This is a genomic window from Desulfoluna sp. CLI2B (assembly GCF_056847375.1).
The window spans coordinates 2366746-2382285 of sequence record NZ_CP186557.1 but is presented as its reverse complement, the minus strand read 5'-3'; the positions used below and the strand labels follow the sequence as shown (position 1 = coordinate 2382285).

Below are 15540 nucleotides of genomic sequence, written 5' to 3'. Positions count from 1 at the left end.
ACCTCCATATGGGGGTGTCGGAGACATGATGGCGTGTTTCCGATAGTTTACCAGAGAAGGGGGAGAGGGTGCCAGGGGCGTCTTGGGTGTGGGGAAAAACGACGGGGCGGCTGCCCCGTCGGGAGGTGCTGTAGGACGAAATATCCAGGTTAGCCCATGAGGCCGAAGTACCAGCTGATAAGGCGCGCGCCGAAGAGGGTGTAGGCCACGCCCCCGGCGGCCAGGAAGGGGCCGTAGGGGATGGCCATTTTCATGTTGCCCCTCTGGACGAGCATGATGGAGAGCCCGATGACACTGCCGGTGAGAGAAGAGAAGAAGACGGTGAACAACACACCTTCCCAGCCGATGAATGCACCCATCATCCCCAGCAGCTTGATGTCGCCGCCACCCATGCCCGCTTTGCCCGTGGCCCGTTCATATCCCCAGGCAATGAGCCAGAGGCTGCCGCCTCCGGCAAGGATTCCCAGTGCGGCATCCTGCCAGGAGAGGGTGGGGACGGCAAAGGAGAGCAGGAAGAAAATGGGAATTCCCGGCAGGGAGATCACATCGGGGATGATGCGATGATCGATGTCGATGAAGGTGAGGGTGATGAGCACGCAGTAAAACAGAAAATGGGCCAGGGCGCTCAGGGTGGGCCCGAAGCTATACAGGGCGACAAGGGCCATGAGGCGGCGGGCCTCGATGGCCGGGTAGCGGATGGAAACGCGGTGTTTGCAGGCTCGGCATCGCCCCATTAATATAAGGTAGCTCACCACGGGGATGTTGTCGTACCAGCGGATGGCCGTACCGCAGGAGGGGCAGGCAGAACCCGGCCTGACAATGGAGCGGGAGAGGGGCACCCTGTAGATACAGACATTGAGAAAGCTGCCCACGCAGAGGCCGTAACAGAGGGCGGCCAGGCTAACGAATAAGGGGATCATGAATTTTTCCTGCTTCATCGGGTGGATGTCGTGGGCGGCTGGCCCGTCGGCCGCCTTGGGTCGTCGGCCTCATACCCGGGTAAAATAGAAGCCGTGGCCAAAAAAATCAAGAATGATATTGTAAATGGGGAAATGTGTCTTATAATTACTCCGTAGCTCTCCCTATTCCCCGGAAAAACCTTGTCTGGAGGCCGTTTCGGGCGTTGTGGCAACACGGCGCGCTGCCCGGGGGATGATGTTTGCGTTCAAAAAATCATGATGGCGTCAAAAAATCGTCGATTTTTAGACATCTCGCCTGCGCCTTTGACGTCTTCCCGGTCGGTTTTTCTCCGCCGGGGAGCCGGGACCCTTTCCCGGGCTGCGGGGCCATCGCATCATATGCAGGAGTTGGAATGGCTGTTACCGACAAAGACGATCTGATCAACCTCATCGAAGAAGAGGTTCCCGATAACGAAATCCCTGAAATTCTTCCCTTGATGCCTGTTCGGGATGTGGTGATCTTCAATGACATGCTCCTGCCCCTGTTCATCGGCAGGGACAGGTCGGTGCGCGCCGTGGAGCATGCCCTGGAAGGGGATCGCTTCATTTTCCTTGCGGCCCAGAAGGATCCGGCGGACGAAGAACCGAAGACCGAAGAGATCTTCACCGTGGGCACCGTGGGCAAGGTCCTTCGCATGGTGAAGCTGCCCGACGGCAAGATCAAGGCCCTGGTCCAGGGCATGGCCAAGGGACGGGTCGTGGAATACGTGGACGAATCGCCGTTTTTCAAGGTGCGTCTTGAGCAGATCGAGGAGGAAGCCTCTCCGGAGATGGATCTCACCGCCGAGGCCCTTATGCGCAATGTCCGAGAGCAGAGCGAAAAGATCCTGACCCTCAAAGGGGAGTTCAGCACGGAGGTGTCCGCGGTGCTGGAGAGCATCGACTCTCCGGGCAAGCTGGCCGACCTTGTGGCTTCCAACCTGCGGCTGCGGGTGGACGAGGCCCAGCAGGTCCTCGAATGCCAGGATCCCATGGAGCGGCTGAAGAAGGTTTACGGGTACCTCAGCCGGGAGGTGGAACTGTCCGCGGTGCAGGTCAAGATCCAGACCGATGTGCGGGACGAGATCTCCAAGACCCAGCGTGATTTTTACCTGCGGGAGCAGGTGAGGGCCATCAATCGGGAGCTCGGCGAGCAGGACGACAGGATCGCAGAACTCACCGAGTACAAGGAGAACATTGCCAAGGCCGGCATGTCTCCGGCAGCGGAAAAAGAGGCCCTGAAGCAGCTCAAGCGTTTGGAGCAGATGCACTCCGATTCGTCGGAAGCCTCGGTGATCCGGACCTACCTGGATTGGATGGTGGAACTCCCCTGGAGCGTCAGCACCAAAGACCACCTCAACATCAAGCGCGCGGCCAAGGTGCTGGACGAAGAGCACTATGGACTGGAAAAAGTCAAGGAGCGCATCCTTGAATTTTTAAGCGTTCGAAAGCTCAACCCCAATGTGAAGGGGTCCATCCTCTGCTTTGTGGGCCCTCCTGGGGTGGGCAAGACCTCCCTGGGCAAAGCCATTGCAGCGGCCATGAAACGGGAGTTCGTGCGCATCTCCCTGGGCGGCATCCGAGACGAAGCAGAGATCCGCGGCCACAGAAGGACCTACATCGGGGCCTTGCCCGGCCGGATCATCCAGGGGCTGAAGCAGTGCGGCTCCAACAACCCCGTCTTTATGATGGACGAGGTGGACAAGCTGGGTTCCGATTACAAGGGGGACCCCTCGTCGGCGCTCCTGGAGGCCCTGGATCCCGAGCAGAACAACGAGTTCAGCGACCATTACCTGAACATCGCCTTTGACCTGTCCAAGGTGATGTTCATCCTTACGGCCAACCAGCTGGATACCATTCCGTCGGCCCTGCTGGACCGCATGGAGGTGATCTATCTCTCCGGGTACAGCCATGAAGAGAAGCGGGTCATTGCCGATAACTACCTGCTGCCCCGACAGGTCAAGGAGAACGGCCTGAAAAAGCGTCACCTGCAGCTGAGCGCAGGGGCCCTGGACGACGTCATTCAGCACTACACCCTGGAGGCCGGGGTTCGAAGCCTGGAACGCGAGCTGGGTTCTGTCTGCCGCAAGATCGCCCGCAAGGTGGCCGAAGGCGCCAAGGGCGGGCAGCGTGTCAGCCGCGCCAATCTGGAAAAGTACCTTGGTCCCCCGAAGTATCTCTCGGAGCTGGACAAGGAAGAGAGCCAGGTGGGCCTTTCCACCGGCCTCGCCTGGACCCAGGTGGGCGGGGAGGTGCTCTATGTGGAAACCTCCATCATTCCCGGCAAGGGGGAACTCATTGTCACCGGCCAGCTGGGCGAGGTGATGCAGGAGTCTGTGAAGGCGGCCATGAGCTATACGCGCCATGCCCTTGCAGGCCTGGGATTCAAGGACAGTTTCGATGACCTGGATATCCACATCCACGTGCCGGACGGGGCCACCCCCAAGGACGGGCCTTCGGCGGGCATTGCCATTGCCACCTCCCTGTTCTCCGCCGTGGTGGACCGGCCGGTGAGCAGTGATGTGGCCATGACCGGCGAGATTTCCCTGCGCGGGCGGGTCCTGCCCATCGGCGGCTTGAAGGAAAAGGCCCTGGGGGCCTTGCGGGGCGGGATCAAGACCGTTCTGTTTCCGGTAAAGAATGCCAAGGACCTGGCGGAGATTCCCCAGAGTGTGAAAAAGCGGATCTCCTTTGTGCCTGTCCGGCACCTGGACGATGTGCTCAAGATCGCCATCGAGGGGTTCGACACCCTGGCTGAGGACGCTGCCCGCCTCAAGAAGGAGGAGGCTGCCGCCGCCAAAGGCAAGACCAAGGCCAAAGGCAAGCGCAAGGCTAAAGAGGAGGCGGCATGATGCGACTCCTTGCCGTGGATACCTCCACCCTGTCGTGCGGTGTGGCCGTCACCGATGGGGAGGGTCTTCTGTCCGAGAGCCTCTTTACAAGCCGCCAGACCCATTCCCGCCACCTGCTGGGCATGGTGGATGAGACCCTTTCCCGTTCCGGGCTGGCCCTGGGAGACCTGGACGGCTTTGCTGTCACTGTGGGGCCCGGCAGTTTTACCGGGCTGCGCATCGGCATGAGTGTGGTCAAGGGGCTGGCCGAGGTGGCGGGCAAACCCGTTGTGGGGGTCAGCACCCTGGAGGCCCTGGCCCGGGGGGCGGCCCTGGCCGGAAAACCCATTGCCTCCATGATCGACGCCCGCAAGGGCGAGGTGTATGCGGCCCTCTACCGGCCGGACGGGACAGGCGGTGTGACCGAGGTCTCTTCCCCCGAGGCTGTTCGGCCGGAAGACTTTTCGGAGCGGCTCACCGGTGAGGTCCTCTGTGTCGGGACCGGTGCGTCTGCCTACGGGGATCTTTTTAAGAACACCTTGAAAGAAAAGGTTTTTTTTGCTCCAGAGTATGATACTATCCGCCCTTCCGTTGTGGCGGCCCTTGCCCTGGAAGCCCTTGAAAGGGGGGAGGGGAAGGACGCGGCTGCCCTGACGCCTCTGTACCTGAGAAAGTCGGACGCCGAGATCGCCCTGGAGCTCCGAAATGCTTCAGAGGGGCACGGTTAGGGGCTTTCGTTTGACAAGGCATGGGTGATCTGATACTCCTCAATACAGAAGGAGGCATTTAAAAATGCCGAGATTGCGGGGCGTGGACGCCCCGCAAACAACGTTTGATTCCCATCTGTTGCCATGGCACGGATGGCGGCTGTGAGTCTTACCGACCTCATCAGATGCACCACGCCAACAGGAAGCGTGCATAAGCAACGATGATATTGATGTCTTGCGTCGGCTGTCCCCGGGTGCGTATTTGCACCAGGGCGAGACGGTGGGCGGAGGCGTTTCAACCATATGAATACTGGAACCGCGAATGGATCGTTTTACCTGGCCTGAAACACCGAGTCTGAAAGCATTTCAAGTTGCAAAACCCGGCATACCCTTTATTGTGGTGGCCTGTGTTTCCACTCTTTTCCTTGCAGGGATTCATTTCCACACCCTCGCCCTGATCTCTTTTTTCATCACCCTGTTTGTCTGCTACTTCTTCAGGGACCCGGACCGGGCCGTGGAAGTGGGGGAGGGCTATCTCTCGTCCCCTGCGGATGGCAAGGTGATTTTCGCCGAGGTTGTGGACGAGAACCCGTATGTCGAGGGGAAATGCTTTAAGATCAGCATTTTCATGAATGTGTTCAACGTGCATGTCAACAGGGTCCCCTTTGACGGCACGGTCAAGGCCATTCATTACCACCCCGGAAAGTTTTTCAACGCCAGCCTGGACAAAGCCTCCGAGCACAACGAGCGCAATGCCCTGGTGATTGAAACAGACCAGGGAGTGACCTTTGCCACCGTCCAGATTGCAGGGCTTGTGGCCCGGCGCATTATCTGCGGCGTAAACGAAGGGGACCGCGTTACTCGGGGCCGACGCTACGGCATGATCTGCTTTGGCTCTCGCCTCGATCTTTACCTGCCCACCGACTTTGCCTGCCGTGTGGCCATCGGCGATAAAGTTCAGGCCGGCACAACGGTTATGGGGGTACTCTCATGAAAGATGCACGAAAAGAACGGCTGAAAAAAGGAATCTACCTGCTGCCCAACGCGTTTACATCCATGAACCTGTTCTTCGGGTTCCTCTGCATTGTCTCCGCTCTGGAGGGACGCTTTGAGTTCGCGGCCATTGCCATTTTGATTGCGGTGGTTTTTGACTCACTGGACGGCAAGATTGCCCGCGCCACCAACACCACCAGCCAGTTTGGCATTGAGTTTGACTCCCTGGCGGACCTGGTCTCCTTGGGCTGGCGCCTGGCAGGTCTCTCTTGGATCTTGAAGCCCATGGGACGCATCGGTTGGCTTGCAGCTTTTCTTTTTACCATCTGCGGGGCCCTGCGCCTTGCGCGGTTCAACACCATGGCCGAGGCAACGCCCAGCAACCATTTTCTGGGGCTTCCCATTCCGGCTGCCGCGGGCATGAACGCCACGGCCGTGATGTTCTGCACGAAGTTTGGTGTGCCGGCTTCGGAGTTTCCCCTTGTTTTCCTGCTCGGCATGTACGCCCTGTCGTTTTTGATGGTCAGCTCTGTGAAATACGAGAGCTTTAAAAAAGCCGAGCTCTTTAAGAAGATGAAGTTTAACATGCTGGTTTCCGCCATCCTTGTTTTCATCTTCATTGCGCAGAAACCGCATCTGGCACTTTTTGTTATTTCGCTCTGTTATGTGGTTTCCGGGCCCATCCTCACCATTGTGCTGGCCCGGCGTGCCAAGCAGGCGGAAGGACGCGCCTGATCCGCGCCCAGCGCTTTTTTTGTGTAAGAACAAGGCTCCTTCATGTATGATGGGGCCTTTCTGAAAAGATAAACAGACAAAGCCCCTTTCGTTGCCGGGGATTCAGTCGATGGATCCCAAAGGCGAAAGAGGTTTTTGTTTTTAAAGGACACTGTAACGGGGTCGGGCTTTTGCCCGGGTCCCACAGAAACACCAGGAGCACTATTTTGAAGACCATTCCCATTACCAAGGAAGGCTACGAAACGTTGAAAAGGGAACTCCACCAGCTGAAGACGGTGGACCGCCCCAAGACCATTGAAGCCATCGAGGTCGCACGAAGCCATGGGGACCTTTCGGAGAATGCCGAGTACGATGCGGCAAAAGACCGTCAGTCCTTCATTGAAGGGCGTATCATGGATCTGGAGTACAAGGTCGCCAACGCTGATGTGATCGATCCCGAAACCCTTCCCTCGGACAAGGTGGTCTTCGCCAGCCGATTTGTTCTTGAAAATGTTGACACCGGTGAAGAAGTGACCTATCAGCTGGTCGGTCAGGAAGAGTCGGACATTGCAAAGGGCAAGGTCTCTGTTTCGTCCCCCCTGGGTCAGGCCATCCTCGGCAAGGCTCCGGGAAGCGAAGTGACTGTCCAGGCCCCCGGCGGCCAGCGACTCTACGAGCTTGTTGAGATCTTGTAATCTTTTATCGGTTCGTATATAGTAATAAGTCGGCATGGGGCCCGGTTTCGTTTTTGTCACGGCCCGGCTCACCCGTAACGACCGTTGATTTCCCCCGGAAGAGCGCGGCTTTTCGCGTTTCAGACCGGTATACAAAACACGTTATTTTTCGAACACAAGGAGAATGACCTTGGCCAGAGTAACCGTTGAAGATTGCCTTGAGAAGGTACCCAATCGCTTTATGCTCGTGCATATGGCTTCCAAGCGCGTACGTCAGATTCGTGACGGAGCTGAATTCGTCGTTCAGTCCGCCAACAACGAAGATGTTGTCACCGCCCTTAGAGAGATTGCCTCAGGCAAGGTCTTCCTGAAAACGGAAGACGAGTCGTAGCCCGCTTTCGATCAGGTCAGCCTGTGACAGGTCACCTTTCACTTCGGGCCGCAGTTTCTGTGGCGGCCTGAAGGGGTGGCTGTCGTCCTTCATGATCCTCTCCTTCCCGGCTTTTGCAGGGCCCACCCAACCATTCCACAGATTTTCAGGAACAATGTGATACGAGAAACGCGAATATACCAGCGCCTCAATCGTGCCATGGGGAAAGCCATCCACCAGTACGCCATGATTGAAGACGGCGACCGGATTGCTTTGGGGCTTTCGGGAGGAAAAGACAGTCTGACTCTTTTGACTCTTCTTGTGGAGCGGCTTCGCAGGATCCCGGTGACTTACTCCATCCACCCGATCTATATTGATCCCGGATTCGACGGTGGGTTTGCCGACGAGCTGGCGGCGCATTGCCGCGGGCTGGGGTTGACCCTGACGTGCGAAATCACGAATCACGGCCCGGAAGCCCACAAGGATGAGCAGGCCGCGAACCCCTGTTTTATCTGTTCGCGCCTGAGACGAAAGCGGTTGTTTGAATTGACCTCCGAGCTGGGGTGCCGCACCCTGGCCCTGGGTCATAACAAGGATGATGTCATTGAAACCCTGCTCATCAACATGTTTTACTCGGGACAGATCAGCACGATGATGCCTCACCAGTCGATGTTTAACGGTGAAGTTACGGTGATCCGGCCTCTCTACCTGGCCGAGGAAGCCGACATTGTCCGGTTTGCATCGGAACAGGAGTTGCCGGTCTACACCAACCCGTGCCCTTCGGCGGCGGTGTCGAAACGCCGTGAAATCAAAGATCTTTTGACTGCGCTTTGCAAGGATAATCCCCACGTCAAAGGAAATCTTTTCCGATCCCTGAGCCAGGTCCGGTTGGACTACTTGTTGACATAGCGTCGTTTCTTTGCTTTTGTTGTTCTACAACTCACTTTGACAGGGGACGGAACAGACAACATGATTGATATGCAGAAACAGCCTGATTATCGCAATATTCCTATTGATCAGGTCGGCATTAAAAATTTGAAATACCCGGTGCGTGTCCTGGACAGGTCCAACGGAACCCAGCATACGGTGGCCTCCATCAACATGTATGTGGATCTGCCTCACCACTCCAAGGGTACCCATATGAGTCGCTTCGTCGAGCTGTTGCATTCCTTTCGAAACGACCTGGAGCTTTCGCTTCCCACCCTCTCTCGTATACTAGTTGAGATGAAAAAAATCCTGGGCGCGAAATCTTCCCATGTGGATATTACTTTTCCCTATTTTATTGAGAAAACTGCTCCGGAGAGCCACTCCCCCGGGCTGGTGGATTATTCGTGCCGGTTCCTGGGAACGAGCAATGAACACGACGAGGTTGATTTGATCTCGGAGGTGGTGGTTCCCATCACCTCTCTGTGTCCTTGCTCCAAGGAGATCAGCGCCCACGGAGCCCACAATCAGCGCGGTGAAGTGCGACTGGCCACGCGATTTCGCAAGTTCAACTGGATCGAGGACATGATCGAGCTAGTGGAGCAGGCCGCGTCGTGCGAGATCTATTCGGTGCTCAAGCGTGTGGACGAAAAGTACGTCACGGAGCAGGCCTACAACAACCCCAAGTTTGTTGAGGACATTGTCCGGGATATCGCCACGGCCCTGAACCGGGACGACAACATCACCTGGTTCGAGCTGAGCGCTGAGAATTTTGAGTCCATTCACAACCACAGCGCCTATGCGTATATCGCAAGCACCAAAGGGGGTGTTCGCCGGAGCGTGAGCCTCCCTTTTGCGGGTCTACGAATGATGGAAACGGGTCCGTTGACGCAATGCGTCGGCGGGCCCGTTTTTTTATTGGTGGGGTGTCTGGGCGGCCAGGGCGGCCTTGAGGGCCTTTAAGATGCGGCCCGCGTTTCCGTTTGCGCGGTGGGTGAAGATGACAAAGCGATACTTCCGGCCGTCGGGCATGGTGAGGTATCCCACCCGGGTGGAGACCCCGTTGAGGGTTCCGGTTTTGTAACGGGCGCCGTTCTCTTCATGGAGCAGGGGGGCGTGGGGCGCAAAGCACACCAGCAAGGCGTCCATGGTGCGCGCCGTGAGCACGTTTTTCCGGGAGATGCCGGATCCTTCCACCACGGCGGGGCACTGCCCGATGAGGTGGTTCATCACATCGCAGAAGGTGCTGCGTCCTTTTTCCAGGGTGGCGGGGCTCCCTTTGGAGTGGGCGCCGGAGGCCAGGAAGAGCTGGTTGGCCATGAAGTTGTTGGAGAAGGCCATGAGCTTTTGCACAACCTCGGGAATCGCCCAGGGGGAAAAAAGCCGCCGGGTGTAGGGGAGGGGACCCTCCGGCATGGCCTGCGGCGTCACGGTACCCGTAACGGTGATGCCGTGCTGTTTCAGGAACCAGGCGAAGAGGTGGCCCGCATAAAGGCGGCTCTCGGTCGGGGAGAGGCGGATGCGCCCGCCCGGGGCATCCCGTGGAATCCGTTTGGCCACAAAGGGAAGCAGGGGCGTCTGGGGCTCGGCGCTCACAAGGGTTCCCTTGTTTGTCCTGCGATAATTCACCGTATTGAAATTGGCGCAGAGGGCCCCGTTGGGGGCATCGTAGGGCTGGGTCGATCGGGTGGACACCCCGGGGATGGTGATGCGGTCAACGTAGGTGTCGTCCACACGGATGCCGGTGATGTGGCGTACTCCCCGTGCGACAAGCTCTCCTGCCACCTTTTGCCCATAGGCTGCCAGCACCTCGGAGGTGAGCAGGGGGTCGCCGTACCCTTTGAGGAAGAGGATATTTTCTTTGGTAAGGGCCACATCCGTGGGGAACCGGTAATCCTCCCCCAAGGTCTCGAAGGCCGTCAGGGCCGTGGCGACCTTCAGAGTGGAGGCGGGGACGGACAGGGTGTCGGGGTTCTGGGCGTAGACCACCCTGTGGGGCTCTTCGGTGACCAGCAGGGCGTCGGAAGGGCGAAGGACAGCAGTGAGGGATGGGGGCAGGACCTCGCCGCCCGCCAGGGAGGGCAGGAGAAGACAGGCGAGGCCCACAAGGATTAATAAAGGGCGTTTCATGGGGTTAAAGCCTCTACTTGCTCTCGACAATGAGGGTTACAGGCCCGTCGTTGGTGAGGGAGACCTCCATGTGGGTCTGGAACCGCCCGGTCTCTGCGGAGATCCCCTTGAACCGCACCGCTTCGATAAAGCAATTGTAAAGGGCATCGGCCTCATCGGGCGGGGCTGCATCAATAAAGGAGGGGCGTCGGCCTTTGCTGCAGTCTCCGTAGAGGGTGAACTGGGAGACCACCAGCATGGCGCCCCCCACGTCCTGGAGGGAACGGTTCATTTTGCCGTCTTCGTCTTCAAAGATCCGCAGGCCGGAAATTTTGTCGGCCAGATAGCGGGCCTCCTTTTCCGTGTCGCCCCGGCCGACGCCGAGGAGCACCACCAGCCCTTTGTCGATGGCTCCGGTCTCTTCACCTTCCACCTGAACCGATCCCTGGCTGACGCGTTGTACCACTGCTCGCATTCCATACTCCGTATCTGGCTGTGACGGCCCGCGCTGTGGCGGGCCGTCATATTAAGGGGCCGGACCCTGTCTTGGCAGAGAGGCCCGGCAGGGGTTATTTTTTCAAGAGGTCGGCAAAGGGGTTGTTGAAGGGGCGGCTCTTGTCTTCCCTGTGCTGGGAACCCTTGGGCTGCCGTTTGGGCTTTGTCGGCCGTGGGGGCTGTTTTTTGTCCTGGGGGGCAGACCCGCCTTCGGAGGGGCTCTTCATGGACAGGGAGATTCGCTTCCGGGGTTTGTCGATGCCGATGACCCGCACCTGCACCTTCTGGTGGACCTTCACCACGTCAGCAGGGTTCTTGACGAATTTATCGGACATCTCGCTGATGTGCACAAGCCCGTCCTGGTGGACGCCGATATCCACAAAGGCACCGAAGGCGGTGACGTTGGTGACGACGCCGGGAAGGCGCATGCCCTCCTCCAGATCGTCCATGGTCTCCACCCCTTCCCGGTAGTTGAAGAGCTTGAAGTCGTCACGGGGGTCCCGCCCGGGCTTGGCCAGCTCCTCGCAGATGTCGGTGAGGGTGGGGAGCCCCACGTTGTCCGTGATGTAGGCGGAGAGGTCCAGTGCCTGCTTCAGGTCGGTGCGCCCGATGAGGGAGGAGACGTCCGCATGGAGGTCTTTTGCCATGGCATCCACGATCCCGTAGCTCTCCGGGTGAACCGCGCTTGAATCAAGGGGGTTTTGCGCTTTGACGATGCGGAGGAACCCGGCGCACTGTTCAAAGGCCTTGGGACCCAGGCGGGGCACCTTGAGAAGGGCCTTCCGGGTTTCGAAGGGGCCGTTTTCATCACGGTGCGCCACAATGTTGCGGGCCAGCTGGGGACCGAGGCCCGACACATAGGTGAGGAGCTCGGCACTGGCCCGGTTGACGTCCACGCCCACCCCGTTGACACAGCTGACCACGGTGTCGTCCAGGGAGTTTTTCAGGGCGGTCTGGTCCACGTCGTGCTGATACTGGCCCACGCCGATGGATTTGGGGTCGATCTTCACCAGCTCGGAGAGGGGATCCATGAGTCGCCTGCCGATGGAGACGGCGCCCCTTACGGTGAGGTCCAGGTCGGGAAACTCTTTTCTGGCGGTCTCGGAGGCCGAATAGATGGGTACCCCTTCACTTCATGACCAGGGTGACGATGATCTCCCTGGGCAGGCCCAGGCCTTTGACGAACCGTTCGGTCTCTCTGCCGGCCGTGCCGTTGCCGATGGCCACGGCTTCCATGTCGAACCGCTTCACCAGGTTCAGGATGGTCTCGGCGGCCTTTTTATCTTTGTGCTCCCCCATGTTGGGGTAGATGGTGTCGTGGTGGAGCAGCTTGCCCTGGCTGTCCAGGCACACCACCTTGCAGCCGGTTCGGAATCCGGGGTCGATGCCCAGGACCCGCCTGGCACCCATGGGCGGGGAGAGGAGGAGTTCTCGTAAGTTGTCGGCAAAGACCGTGATGGCCTCCCGGTCGGCCCGCTCTTTGGACAGGAGCCGCGCTTCGGTCTCCATGGCCCGTGAAAGCAGGCGCTTGTACCCCTGCTCCAGGGCTTTGCGCACCAGGGCGGAGTCGGGGCCGTCCCCTGTGATGAGCAGGGTGTTCAGGATCTGGAGGGCATCCTCTTCGGTGGGGCGGATGGTGAGGTTGAGGACCTCTTCCCGCTCACCGCGCCGGGCGGCGAGGATTCGATGGGACGGGGCGTCGTGAAGGGGTTCGTTCCAGTCGAAGTAGTCCCGGAACTTGGCGCCTTTCTCTTCCATGCCTGTGGCCACGCGGCAGGAGATGGTGCTCTTTTTTGCGTAGAGCTCGCGCAGGGCTTTTCGGACAGGCTCCTGTTCGTTGATCCATTCGGCCATGATGTCCACGGCACCGGCCAGGGCATCTGCCGGGGTCTCCACGCCCTTTTCGTCGTCCATGAAGTCCGGGGCCAGGGCGTCCGGGTCTTTACCTGTCTGGGCAAATATGGCCTCGGCCAGGGGCTCCAGTCCTTTTTCACGGGCCTGCTGGCCTTTGGTACGCCGTTTGGGACGGAACGGGAGGTAAATATCTTCGAGGTCGGCCAGGGCGTCCGAGGCCCGGACCCGTGCCTCCAGTTCATCGGTGAGGTGCCCGTTTTTTTCAAGGGAGGTGAGGATGGTCGCCTTGCGTGCGTCCAGTTCTCTGAGCTGGGCCGAAAGGTCCCGTATTTCGGCGACGGCCACTTCGTCGAGGCTGCCTGTGGCCTCTTTACGGTAGCGGGCGATAAAGGGAACGGTGGCGCCCTGGTCGAGGAGGGCCAGGGTTTCGGTGACCTGGGCCGGCGACACGTTCAGTCGGCCGGCAATCATTGCTGTGTTGTCCATTCAGTTGACCCGTTTAATCAGGTTAATGGGGTATGCGAGGGCTCGGGCACGAAGGCGCCGTGTCGTCACTTCGGGGCCCGCCCGGAGGAGAGCCCTGCGCCCTGTGCGCTGTCGGTTTTGTTTATGGTCTGAGCCTGCGTCCATGGACGGAGGTGGAATCCGTATCCGTCACGGGGCCATTGTCCATGGTCGGCTGTCATCGTTACCATGAAACCGGTGGCGTGAAAAACCCTTTTCGCAGAACGCAGGTGAAAAGGCGGTCCATGGTCCGTGCTGCTCATTTGTGTTTGACATCCTCCCTGTGTAAGGCAGATAATAAAAAGGTGTAGGAAAATAGCTGCACTTTACTGAAATAAAGGATAGGCATCGGATTTTCAATTGAATTTTCCTGATGGCGAGGCGTCCACCGCGAGGAGGGGCCATGCGCCTTACCTGCTGAATCACACCATCTATCAAGGGATTTTGAAATTTATGTGTTGACATAATGCGCTGAAAAAATAATATTTCTGTTTCAGAACGTGAGTTTGGCAGCCTGGTCGGCGGCCGACGGGAGGGCCTAACCTGTTCCCCATGCAGGCTTTTTTGGACCGTCGCAATCAGGCAGGCCGGTCCTGCGGCGTCCCTGATGCGGTTTGACGGTATGTCAGCCGGGAAAAGGGCACCCTCAGGGGAAAATGCAACCCCTGTGCAACTCACGTATTCACATGCGACCTGTATCATGGTTGGCGGTACAGCATTATTATCCTTCAGGGGTCGTTGAATGAATATCAAAGAGAGAGTCAAATCACTGCTCAAAGAGGCCGAGCTATACAAGTCTCAGCGCCTTTTGAGAGAAGCCCGTAAAAAATACACCCTTGTCATCGACATTCTTCAACAACAGACCCGCATCCAGAATCGTGACGTCCTCATCGCAGCCGTGGAGAAAAAACGGGAAGATCTGGACCACGCCATTGCCAAGTGGGACCAGTCCCGGGTCAACCCCGAAGTTTCAAGCAAAGTCCAGGACTTGATCAAGCGGCTTTTCACCACGACCGAAGAGGGGGTGAGCGACGATGAAAAAGAGATCAACGAAGCCATCACCCTTGCCAAATTCGGTCAGCATCGAAAAGCCCTGGAAGAGTTCCGGCGGTTGGTGCGCCGCCCCGGCATCAGCCTTTCGGCTGCGAAAAACGCAGTAAAGTGCCATCTTGAGCTTTCCGAGGCCGCTGAGGCCGTGGACATGGTGAAGCGCTGGTGGTCACAGGGCTTTTTTACTCCGGAGCAGTATACCTCCCTGACGCAGTTCATGCAGGCTGCCTTCAAGAACGGCCTGGCAGCGATCGCCGCCATGGCCACCGATGGCGGGGCGGTTTCCCTGGAGGAGGACTTTACAGCTCCGGTGGACGACGATATCATCGACATCACGTCCATCGGCATCAATTTTCAAGGGGGGCCCATGGAGGGGCAGCACGTGGAACTGGATGTCAGTTTTCAGTCCGGGAGCCTGCTGAGCCTTATCGTGGCGAGCAGCGAAAAGGCGCTTCTGGAGTATCTGGGAAAAGGCAAGCCCATCCACGACGTCGACTTTTTTTCCCCCATTGCGATTTTTAAGGGTGCTGCGGTGGTGGAATCCAACACCGAGATCCTCTCCGGTCCGAAAAAGGGGGATTTCAGCCTGGATATCCGTATCAACAGTATGTAACGCCCACTGCATGGCGGGTGATGCAGACAATCCGTTTTCAACAGGTACAACAAAATGGGCCACGCCCATTTGCCACAATGCGGGAACCATATGGCCATATTTAACATCCAGAAGCGTGAAATTGAGTGCAAGATTGTCTACTACGGCCCCGGCAGGTGTGGGAAGACGACCAACCTCGAGTACATATTCAAAGCCTTTAAAAAGCAGGTGACCGGTGAAATGGTCTCCGTGGATACCGAAGGGGACAGCACGCTTTTTTTTGATTTTCTTCCCATGGGGCTTGGCAAAATCAACGGATGCGACGTGCGTGTCCAACTTGATGTCTGGCAGCAGAAGTACAGCTCCACCCGTAAGCTGGTGCTCAAGGGGCTGGACGGGGTTGTTTTTGTCGCCGACTCCCTGGCGGTTCGCCGGGAGAAGAACATGCTCTCCCTCAAAGACCTTCAGCAAAACCTGAAAGAGTACGGTCAGAGTATCACGCGGATTCCCCTGGTACTCCAGTACAACAAAAGGGACCTTGCCGATGAGGGAGTGCCCATCATGTCCGTAGAGCAGATGGAAAGGGACCTCAACCGCCAGCTCAAGGTGAAGAGTTTCGAAGCCAGTGCCACCCGGGGGACCGGTGTGGGCAAGACCCTTCAGGAGTGTCTGAAGCAGACCCTGATATCTCTTCACAAGGAGTTGCAGTGGGCCAAGTAAGGGCCGGGGCGTCGCCCCTTGGCCTTTGGTATGCGACATTGCAGTAATGGTTGATGGAGACCGCG

16 protein-coding genes are annotated in these 15540 nt (G+C 58.2%); 10 read left to right on the top strand and 6 right to left on the bottom strand.

Annotation, left to right across the window (positions count from 1 at the left end; genetic code table 11):
• Positions 1-149 precede the first annotated feature (149 nt).
• A complete protein-coding gene (locus ACOYW2_RS11375) occupies positions 150-920 on the bottom strand; it encodes a prepilin peptidase (RefSeq protein ID WP_482770471.1) in 771 nt (256 codons plus the stop codon).
• A gap of 392 nt (positions 921-1312) precedes the next feature.
• Here ACOYW2_RS11375 and lon point away from each other — a divergent pair, with 392 nt between their 5' ends.
• The 6 genes from lon to rpoZ all read left to right on the top strand — a co-directional run bounded on the left by lon (position 1313) and on the right by rpoZ (position 7248).
• Positions 1313-3790 (top strand): endopeptidase La, encoded by a 2478-nt coding sequence (gene lon / locus ACOYW2_RS11370; protein ID WP_482416240.1) that lies wholly within the window; start codon positions 1313-1315, stop codon positions 3788-3790.
• Positions 3787-4497 carry a tRNA (adenosine(37)-N6)-threonylcarbamoyltransferase complex dimerization subunit type 1 TsaB gene (tsaB, locus tag ACOYW2_RS11365; protein WP_482770470.1) on the top strand — a complete coding sequence of 237 codons (711 nt, stop codon included), beginning with the start codon at positions 3787-3789 and terminating at the stop codon, positions 4495-4497. Before lon ends, tsaB begins: the two co-directional genes overlap by 4 nt.
• 301 nt (positions 4498-4798) lie before the next feature.
• On the top strand, positions 4799-5470 hold the full coding sequence (locus tag ACOYW2_RS11360) for a phosphatidylserine decarboxylase family protein (RefSeq protein ID WP_180144874.1): 672 nt from the start codon (positions 4799-4801) through the stop codon (positions 5468-5470).
• Positions 5467-6204 (top strand): CDP-diacylglycerol--serine O-phosphatidyltransferase, encoded by a 738-nt coding sequence (pssA, locus tag ACOYW2_RS11355; protein ID WP_482770469.1) that lies wholly within the window; start codon positions 5467-5469, stop codon positions 6202-6204. Before ACOYW2_RS11360 ends, pssA begins: the two co-directional genes overlap by 4 nt.
• A 206-nt stretch (positions 6205-6410) precedes the next feature.
• Positions 6411-6878, top strand: a complete 468-nt coding sequence (gene greA / locus ACOYW2_RS11350) for a transcription elongation factor GreA (protein ID WP_180144880.1) — start codon at positions 6411-6413, stop codon at positions 6876-6878.
• Between the two features lie 163 nt (positions 6879-7041).
• Positions 7042-7248: a DNA-directed RNA polymerase subunit omega gene (gene rpoZ, locus ACOYW2_RS11345; protein ID WP_482423016.1), complete on the top strand. Its 207-nt coding sequence runs from the start codon at positions 7042-7044 to the stop codon at positions 7246-7248.
• Here the strand turns inward: rpoZ and ACOYW2_RS11340 are convergent.
• The gene (locus tag ACOYW2_RS11340; RefSeq protein WP_281374543.1) at positions 7210-7341 is read right to left on the bottom strand and encodes a hypothetical protein; all 132 of its coding nucleotides are present in this window, start codon (positions 7339-7341) and stop codon (positions 7210-7212) included. The genes rpoZ and ACOYW2_RS11340 overlap by 39 nt on opposite strands.
• A gap of 63 nt (positions 7342-7404) precedes the next feature.
• On the opposite strand from ACOYW2_RS11340, the gene ACOYW2_RS11335 reads away from it, so the two are divergent.
• Entirely contained in the window at positions 7405-8136 is a 732-nt protein-coding gene (locus ACOYW2_RS11335) for a PP-loop family protein (protein WP_482416243.1), read from the top strand.
• Between the two features lie 60 nt (positions 8137-8196).
• Positions 8197-9114, top strand: a complete 918-nt coding sequence (gene folE2 / locus ACOYW2_RS11330) for a GTP cyclohydrolase FolE2 (protein ID WP_482770468.1) — start codon at positions 8197-8199, stop codon at positions 9112-9114.
• On the opposite strand, the gene ACOYW2_RS11325 is transcribed toward folE2, so the two are convergent.
• The 4 genes from ACOYW2_RS11325 to ACOYW2_RS11310 form a co-directional block, all read right to left on the bottom strand.
• Positions 9067-10281, bottom strand: coding sequence for a D-alanyl-D-alanine carboxypeptidase/D-alanyl-D-alanine-endopeptidase (locus tag ACOYW2_RS11325; RefSeq protein ID WP_482770467.1), 1215 nt, complete (start codon positions 10279-10281; stop codon positions 9067-9069). The two genes, folE2 and ACOYW2_RS11325, sit on opposite strands and share 48 nt — an antisense overlap.
• 13 nt (positions 10282-10294) lie before the next feature.
• Entirely contained in the window at positions 10295-10735 is a 441-nt protein-coding gene (gene dtd / locus ACOYW2_RS11320) for a D-aminoacyl-tRNA deacylase (protein WP_482416246.1), read from the bottom strand.
• Positions 10736-10829: 94 nt separating this feature from the next.
• On the bottom strand, positions 10830-11786 hold the full coding sequence (locus tag ACOYW2_RS11315) for a helix-hairpin-helix domain-containing protein (RefSeq protein ID WP_482770466.1): 957 nt from the start codon (positions 11784-11786) through the stop codon (positions 10830-10832).
• 97 nt (positions 11787-11883) lie between these two features.
• Complete coding sequence (locus ACOYW2_RS11310; RefSeq protein ID WP_482770465.1) at positions 11884-13095, bottom strand: Tex-like N-terminal domain-containing protein; 1212 nt, start codon at positions 13093-13095, stop codon at positions 11884-11886.
• Between the two features lie 760 nt (positions 13096-13855).
• Here ACOYW2_RS11310 and ACOYW2_RS11305 point away from each other — a divergent pair.
• A complete protein-coding gene (locus ACOYW2_RS11305; RefSeq protein ID WP_482770464.1) occupies positions 13856-14776 on the top strand; it encodes a hypothetical protein in 921 nt (306 codons plus the stop codon).
• Between the two features lie 90 nt (positions 14777-14866).
• A complete protein-coding gene (locus ACOYW2_RS11300; protein ID WP_482770463.1) occupies positions 14867-15475 on the top strand; it encodes a GTP-binding protein in 609 nt (202 codons plus the stop codon).
• Positions 15476-15540 lie beyond the last annotated feature (65 nt).

Coding starts and splice junctions, on each gene's coding strand:
- ACOYW2_RS11375 (WP_482770471.1), bottom strand. CDS start 920: ATGATCCCCTTATTCGTTAGCCTGGCCGCCCTCTGTTACGGCCTCTGC.
- lon (WP_482416240.1), top strand. CDS start 1,313: ATGGCTGTTACCGACAAAGACGATCTGATCAACCTCATCGAAGAAGAG.
- tsaB (WP_482770470.1), top strand. CDS start 3,787: ATGATGCGACTCCTTGCCGTGGATACCTCCACCCTGTCGTGCGGTGTG.
- ACOYW2_RS11360 (WP_180144874.1), top strand. CDS start 4,799: ATGGATCGTTTTACCTGGCCTGAAACACCGAGTCTGAAAGCATTTCAA.
- pssA (WP_482770469.1), top strand. CDS start 5,467: ATGAAAGATGCACGAAAAGAACGGCTGAAAAAAGGAATCTACCTGCTG.
- rpoZ (WP_482423016.1), top strand. CDS start 7,042: ATGACCTTGGCCAGAGTAACCGTTGAAGATTGCCTTGAGAAGGTACCC.
- ACOYW2_RS11340 (WP_281374543.1), bottom strand. CDS start 7,341: ATGAAGGACGACAGCCACCCCTTCAGGCCGCCACAGAAACTGCGGCCC.
- folE2 (WP_482770468.1), top strand. CDS start 8,197: ATGATTGATATGCAGAAACAGCCTGATTATCGCAATATTCCTATTGAT.
- ACOYW2_RS11325 (WP_482770467.1), bottom strand. CDS start 10,281: ATGAAACGCCCTTTATTAATCCTTGTGGGCCTCGCCTGTCTTCTCCTG.
- dtd (WP_482416246.1), bottom strand. CDS start 10,735: ATGCGAGCAGTGGTACAACGCGTCAGCCAGGGATCGGTTCAGGTGGAA.
- ACOYW2_RS11315 (WP_482770466.1), bottom strand. CDS start 11,786: ATGGATCCCCTCTCCGAGCTGGTGAAGATCGACCCCAAATCCATCGGC.
- ACOYW2_RS11310 (WP_482770465.1), bottom strand. CDS start 13,095: ATGGACAACACAGCAATGATTGCCGGCCGACTGAACGTGTCGCCGGCC.
- ACOYW2_RS11305 (WP_482770464.1), top strand. CDS start 13,856: ATGAATATCAAAGAGAGAGTCAAATCACTGCTCAAAGAGGCCGAGCTA.
- ACOYW2_RS11300 (WP_482770463.1), top strand. CDS start 14,867: ATGGCCATATTTAACATCCAGAAGCGTGAAATTGAGTGCAAGATTGTC.